This window comes from Actinomadura bangladeshensis (assembly GCF_004348335.1).
Classification (GTDB): domain Bacteria; phylum Actinomycetota; class Actinomycetes; order Streptosporangiales; family Streptosporangiaceae; genus Spirillospora; species Spirillospora bangladeshensis.
On the sequence record NZ_SMJW01000376.1, the window covers coordinates 1 to 5,553 of the forward strand.

Below are 5,553 nucleotides of genomic sequence, written 5' to 3' on the forward strand. Positions count from 1 at the left end.
ACCCCCGCCCGTCCGCAGTCCGCCGGGCCATGAGCCTGGCGCCAGACGCCCGTCCGTGGCCGCTGATGGTCCGCCGCCCCGCGGTCGGTCGCCTGTCGCCCCCTTCGCCGCCGTCCACTGTCGTTGGCCGCCGGTTGTGCGCTGTTCGCCGCGGGCTGCGGCCCTTCAGGCTGCCGCCTCGCGCCCCTGTCGGCGTCGCCGAAGTTATCCACAGTTCGCGGAACCGCGTCGTCCGCCGCGTCCCGGCACGCAAGGTGGGTGTCTCCGAACGTCGAAGGAGCATCCGAATGAACCTCGCGGCACTGATCGTCACCGGTGACCCCGTCCTCGCCGACGGCCTGCTCCGGCTCGCGGCCGCCGCCGACGCCCACGCGGAGGTCGCCTACGGGCCCGACGAGGCCAGACCGGCCTGGACGTGGCCCGCCCTGATCCTCGTGGGCGCCGACATGGCCGCCGGCGTCGCGTCCGCCGGCTTCCAGCGCCGCCCCGGCGTCGTCCTCGTCACCTCCGAAGGCGCCACCTCCGAGGCGTACCGCCTCGCGGTCGAGGCGGGCGCGCAGGACGTCGCCGCGCTGCCCGACCACGAGGACTGGCTGATCAACGCGTTCGCCGCCGCCTGCGAGCCCGAGGGCGGCTGGGCGACCACCCTCTGCGTCGTCGGCTCCCGCGGCGGCGCCGGCGCCAGCGTCCTCGCCACCGCGCTCGGCCTCGCCGCCGCCGGTCAGGGCCTGCGCACCCTCCTCATCGACGCCGACCCGTTCGGCGGCGGCATCGACCTCATGCTGGGGCTGGAGGAGCACGAGGGCGTCCGCTGGCACGACCTGGCCGAACGCCGCGGCCGCCTGAGCACCGCGACGCTCCGCGAGACGCTGCCTCGCACGGGTGACCTCTCCGTCCTCTCCTGGCGGCGCGGCGAACCCGTCCCCGTCTCCGACGATGCCGTCCGCACCCTCCTCGACGCCGCCGCCCGCGGCTTCGACCTGGTCATCGCGGACGTCCCCCGCTACCCGGGCGACGTCGGCCGCGCGGCCCTGCGCTCCGCCGACATCACGTTCCTGCTCGTCCCCGCCGAGGTCCGCGCGACGGTCGCCGCCGACGGCCTGGCCACCGCCCTCCGCCGCGACACCTCCGACCTGCGCCTGGTCGTCCAGGGCCCGTCCCCCGGCGGCCTCACCCCGGACGCGGTGACCCACGCCCTGGACCTCCCGTCCGCCGGCACCTTCGACCGCGACCGCCGCCTCCCCACCGCCACGGACGAGGGGGCCCTGGAACGAGCCTGCCGCCGCGGCCCCCTAGCGGACTTCTGCACCAAGACCTTGGCCGACCTGGCCCTCCAGCCCTACGCCTACCGAGAAGCAGCATGACCCCACCACGCGAGACGCCTCTACAACGAAGGACTCCTGCGATGCGCCACCTCCACAGCACCCCAACGCCCCGGCACCCTGGGTGCGCTGTGAACGTCGCGGCGTGGAGCGGGGTCTCCTGGAAGGGAGCGGCATGAACAGGTTGTCGGACGCGGTGCGGGACCGGCTCGCCGGCAGCGGCGGGGAGGCGACGACAGGGCGGGTCGCCGCTGCGCTACGTGCGGAGGAGCGGCTGCTCGGCGATCGTGAGGTACTGGCGTTGGCGGACGAGTTATGCGCCGAGTTCGTCGGGGCCGGGCCACTGGAGCCGTTGCTGCGCTCCCCCGATGTCACCGACGTCCTGGTGAACGGCCCGGACGAGGTCTGGGCGGACACGGGCGCCGGCCTCGTCCGCACCCCCGTGCGCTTCACCGACGAGGCGACGCTGCGGCGCCTGGCTCAGCGCCTCACCGCCGCCGCCGGTCGCCGACTCGACGACGCGGCCCCCTACGCCGACGCCCGGTTGCCGGGCGGGGTCCGGCTCCACGCCGTCCTGCCGCCGGTGGCCGCGGGCGGCACCTGCCTGTCCCTCCGGCTGCCCCGGCGCCGGGCCTTCACCCTGGACGAACTGGTCGCGGCTCGGACCATCCCACCCGAGGGAGCCGACCTCCTCGCGGCGCTCGTCGAATCCCGCGCCGCCTTCCTGGTCACCGGCGGCACCGGATCCGGAAAGACCACGCTCCTGAGCGGCCTGCTGTCCTTGGCGAGCCCCACTGAACGACTGCTCCTCGTCGAAGACTCCGCCGAGCTCAAACCGGACCATCCGCACGTCGTGCGACTGGAGGCCCGTCCGCCCAACGTGGAGGGCGCCGGTGGCGTGACGTTGAACGACCTCGTCCGCCAGGCACTCCGCATGCGCCCCGACCGCCTCGTCGTGGGCGAAGTACGGGGCCACGAGGTCGTGGTCCTGCTGCAAGCGCTCAACACGGGACATGAAGGCGGCTGCGGAACCCTCCACGCCAACACGGCCGCGGACGTACCGGCCCGGCTCGAAGCGCTGGCTTGCGCGGCCGGCTTGAGCCGGGAGGCTGTGCACAGCCAGCTGGCCGCCGCCTTGGACGTCGTCGTTCACCTGGTGCGTGACCCGGGTGGAGGCCGCCGCCGGGTGGCCGAGATCTGCCTCCTGCGCCGGGCACCGGACGGGCTCGTCGGCGTCGTACCCGCAGTCTCTTTCACCGCGTCCGGCGAAGTCGTCCCCGTCCGCGGGGCCGACGCCCTTCACACCAGGCTGCGAGGGCGCCGGTGATCACCACACTGGCGGCTCTTTGTTCGGCCGCCGCCATCTGGATGCTCCTGACCCCCGCACCCGCCCTCCGCCGCCTCGACCGCCTCGTGTCGCCTCCGCCCGGCGACCTCTTTCGCGTCCTCAAGTCCCGAGTGGCCGCGCTGAGGGAACAGAGAACCCTGCCGCAGTGCCGACGGACGTCCGTCATCGAACTGTGCGATGCCATGGCCGCCGAACTGTCCGCCGGCCGGACCCCCGGCGAGGCGTTCGCGGCGGCCGCCGCCGTCCTGGACCCGCGGGTGTCCCGAGAACTCCTCCATGCCCCCCGTCCGCCGCCCGAGAATCTGGACGAGCTGGCGATCAGGCCGGGAGCGGAAGGGCTGCGCCTCCTGGCGGCCTGCTGGCGCATCGGCGCGGAACGCGGCGGCACCCTGGCCACCGTCCTGGACGGCTTGGCGGGCGCGCTCCGCGACGAAGAGGCCCAGCGCCAGGAGGTGGCCGTCCAACTGGCCGGCCCACGAGCCACGGCCCGCCTGCTCGCCTTGCTCCCCCTCCTCGGCCTGGGCATGGCCGCGGCCCTGGGAGCCCATCCGATCCCGTTCCTCTGCGGCACCCTCCCGGGCCTGGCATGCCTGATCACGGGCACCACCCTCAACCTGCTCGGCCTCCACTGGACCCGCCGCCTGGCCAAGTCCGCCGAATCCCCCTATTGACCGTCCACAGCCGGTCCACTCCCTGATTCACCCCGGCTCGGCACTCGACCGCCGTTCGAGATCGACATCGCGGTCGAGGTCGGCAATCCGCTCACGGTGAACCTGCCGCTCACCGGCACCTTCGACATCGGCCCCACATGGCGCTGGCGTAACCGGCCGTGACGGTCACGCCGCCCGGCGGCGTGTTGGTGACGGGACGTCCGGCCGGGTCACGGACGCGCGTTGTTCCCCCGCCGGTCGGTGGCCGCATTGCGGGCGTCGGACCAGCCTTCGACCGGCCAGGGTCCGGGCCGGGCCCGCTGCGGGAGGGCGTCGATCTCGCCTGGCGGCGAGGCATGAACAAACGGAGAGGTGGTGAGTGATGACAGTGCTGGCGACCGTGCTCTGCGCGGCAATTGCGGCGTTTCTCCTCCCCCGGGGGACGAACGCAGCGGCCAAGAGATTGATGGGCCAGTTCCGGGAGTGTCCGCCGAGATCCGAGGACTCGAGCGGGAGGGACCCGCGGCCCTCCGACCAGCACGGTGCGGAACCAGCCGCGCGGACGGGCGGCGAGGAGGGGCCTCGTCCGCAGGAGGGCCGGGGACGCGACGCCCTCTTTCGGCGTGCGGCTGCGGGCGCGGCAGGGGTGCTCTGCTTCGTGACGCTGGGCGGCTTGGCGGGCGCCGTTGCAGGGGGCCTCGCCGCCGTGGCCGTCTGGTTCTCGTTCGGACGCGTTGGAAGCGCGGAGCGCAGGCGCAGGCGGGCGCGCCTCGTCGCGGACCTCCCCGTCGCAGTGGACCTCCTTGCCGCATGCCTCCGCGGCGGCGCCCCATGGCAGGACGCGGTGGCGGCGGTCGCCGACGCGGTCGGAGGGCCCCTCGGGGACGAGTTACGGGCCGTTTCCGTCCAGATCCGGTTGGGCGCCGACCCGGCGGAGGCGTGGCTCGCGCTCACGAGGGAGCCGATGCTCGCGCCGCTCGCCCGTGCTGCGGTCCGTGCGGCGTCCACCGGATCGGCCCTGGCGCCGTCCCTCAGCCGGCTCGCGCGCGATCAGCGCCGTACCGCGCGTGCGGCGGCCGCCGCGAGAGCCCGTGCCGCCGGCATTCGCGCGCTGGCCCCGCTCGGACTCTGCTTCCTGCCCGCCTTCATCCTCCTCGGCGTCGTGCCGGCCGTCGCGGGGATCGCCTCGACGATCCTCGTGCCCTGGTGAGCGGGGGTTTTCCACAGAATTGCGTTCGGGCGTCGTCTGGGGTCCCGGCACAGCAGGCTTTGAGAAGAACCACGAGCGAAAGGAGTCCCATGCGTGCGATGAAGATGGTGGTGCAGCGGTGGTCCACAATGTGCGGCGACCGCGGGATGTCCACCGCGGAGTACGCGGTCGGCACCATCGCCGCGGCGGCCTTCGCCGGCCTGCTGTTCAAGATCCTCACGAGCTCACAGGTGAAATCCCTGCTCTTACAGATCATCGAGAGGGCCCTCAAGATCGCGAGCTGAGGGATCGCGGGACGGCCACGGCGGAGATCGCCGTGGCGCTCCCCGCCCTGGTGCTGATCACGGCTGTCGCGCTGTGGGGCCTGTCCGCCGTGTCCGCGCAGCTCACCTGCACGGACGCCGCCCAGACCGGTGCCCGCGCGGCGGCGCGAGGCGAGTCCCTCACCGCGGTCCGCGAGCTCGTGGTGAGGGCGGTTCCAAAGGGGGCGACCGTGCGCGTACACCGTGACGAGGCCACCGTCCACGTGGACGTGTCCGCCCCCGTCGCACCCCCAGCGGCCGTCGGGCTCCCGCCCTTGATCGTCCACGCCCACGTGGCCGCCGCAACAGAACCCGGCATCGGCCCCCACGCACCCGAAGACCAGGCAGGAGGTGAAGCCTCAGAACAGTAAGCCTCCCCACCGGGGGTGCGCCGCCGTCGCCCGGTCTGATGCTTCTCCGCCCGGGTACGGGCGGGCTACTCACCGGCACCCGGTCGTCGCACGCCTAGAAGCGACCGCCCGCGCGCCTTATCGCTGAAGTGGGCGGCGGCCTGTAACGAGCCCGCCCTGCCCTGGGGGCCGCCCCGCGACTTGAGCTTGGTCAGATCGGCCTGCTGCGGGGTGGTCGGCCATGCGCGTCGGTTGGTCATGCAGGTGGGCCGTCTACGCAGCCTGGCTGGTCGCGGGCCCGTGACTGGACCGGTTGGGTGCCGACCGGTCGGGTGTGCGGGCGGTTGGGTGACGGGCGGTGGGGTGTGGGG

The 5,553-nt window shown here is 73.8% G+C and carries 6 protein-coding genes; all 6 read left to right on the forward strand.

All coding sequences use genetic code 11. The features are described 5' to 3' along the window. Nucleotides 1–287 precede the first annotated feature (287 nt). The 6 genes from ssd (at nucleotide 288) to E1284_RS37950 (ending at nucleotide 5,203) form a co-directional block, all read left to right on the forward strand. Nucleotides 288–1,364: a septum site-determining protein Ssd gene (gene ssd / locus E1284_RS37925; RefSeq protein WP_131944970.1), complete on the forward strand. Its 1,077-nt coding sequence runs from the start codon at nucleotides 288–290 to the stop codon at nucleotides 1,362–1,364. Nucleotides 1,365–1,497: 133 nt separating this feature from the next. After that, nucleotides 1,498–2,649: a TadA family conjugal transfer-associated ATPase gene (locus E1284_RS37930; protein WP_131944971.1), complete on the forward strand. Its 1,152-nt coding sequence runs from the start codon at nucleotides 1,498–1,500 to the stop codon at nucleotides 2,647–2,649. Beyond that, nucleotides 2,646–3,341, forward strand: a complete 696-nt coding sequence (locus E1284_RS37935) for a type II secretion system F family protein (protein ID WP_243714995.1) — start codon at nucleotides 2,646–2,648, stop codon at nucleotides 3,339–3,341. The genes E1284_RS37930 and E1284_RS37935 overlap by 4 nt, the downstream gene beginning before the upstream one ends. Nucleotides 3,342–3,993: 652 nt before the next feature. Then, the gene (locus E1284_RS37940; protein WP_243714996.1) at nucleotides 3,994–4,530 is read left to right on the forward strand and encodes a type II secretion system F family protein; all 537 of its coding nucleotides are present in this window, start codon (nucleotides 3,994–3,996) and stop codon (nucleotides 4,528–4,530) included. 89 nt (nucleotides 4,531–4,619) lie between these two features. Then, a complete protein-coding gene (locus tag E1284_RS37945; protein WP_207924190.1) occupies nucleotides 4,620–4,814 on the forward strand; it encodes a DUF4244 domain-containing protein in 195 nt (64 codons plus the stop codon). Continuing rightward, nucleotides 4,811–5,203, forward strand: a complete 393-nt coding sequence (locus tag E1284_RS37950) for a TadE family type IV pilus minor pilin (RefSeq protein ID WP_341770467.1) — start codon at nucleotides 4,811–4,813, stop codon at nucleotides 5,201–5,203. The genes E1284_RS37945 and E1284_RS37950 overlap by 4 nt, the downstream gene beginning before the upstream one ends. Nucleotides 5,204–5,553: the final 350 nt, after the last annotated feature.

Coding starts and splice junctions, on each gene's coding strand:
- ssd (WP_131944970.1), top strand. CDS start 288: ATGAACCTCGCGGCACTGATCGTCACCGGTGACCCCGTCCTCGCCGAC.
- E1284_RS37930 (WP_131944971.1), top strand. CDS start 1,498: ATGAACAGGTTGTCGGACGCGGTGCGGGACCGGCTCGCCGGCAGCGGC.
- E1284_RS37945 (WP_207924190.1), top strand. CDS start 4,620: ATGCGTGCGATGAAGATGGTGGTGCAGCGGTGGTCCACAATGTGCGGC.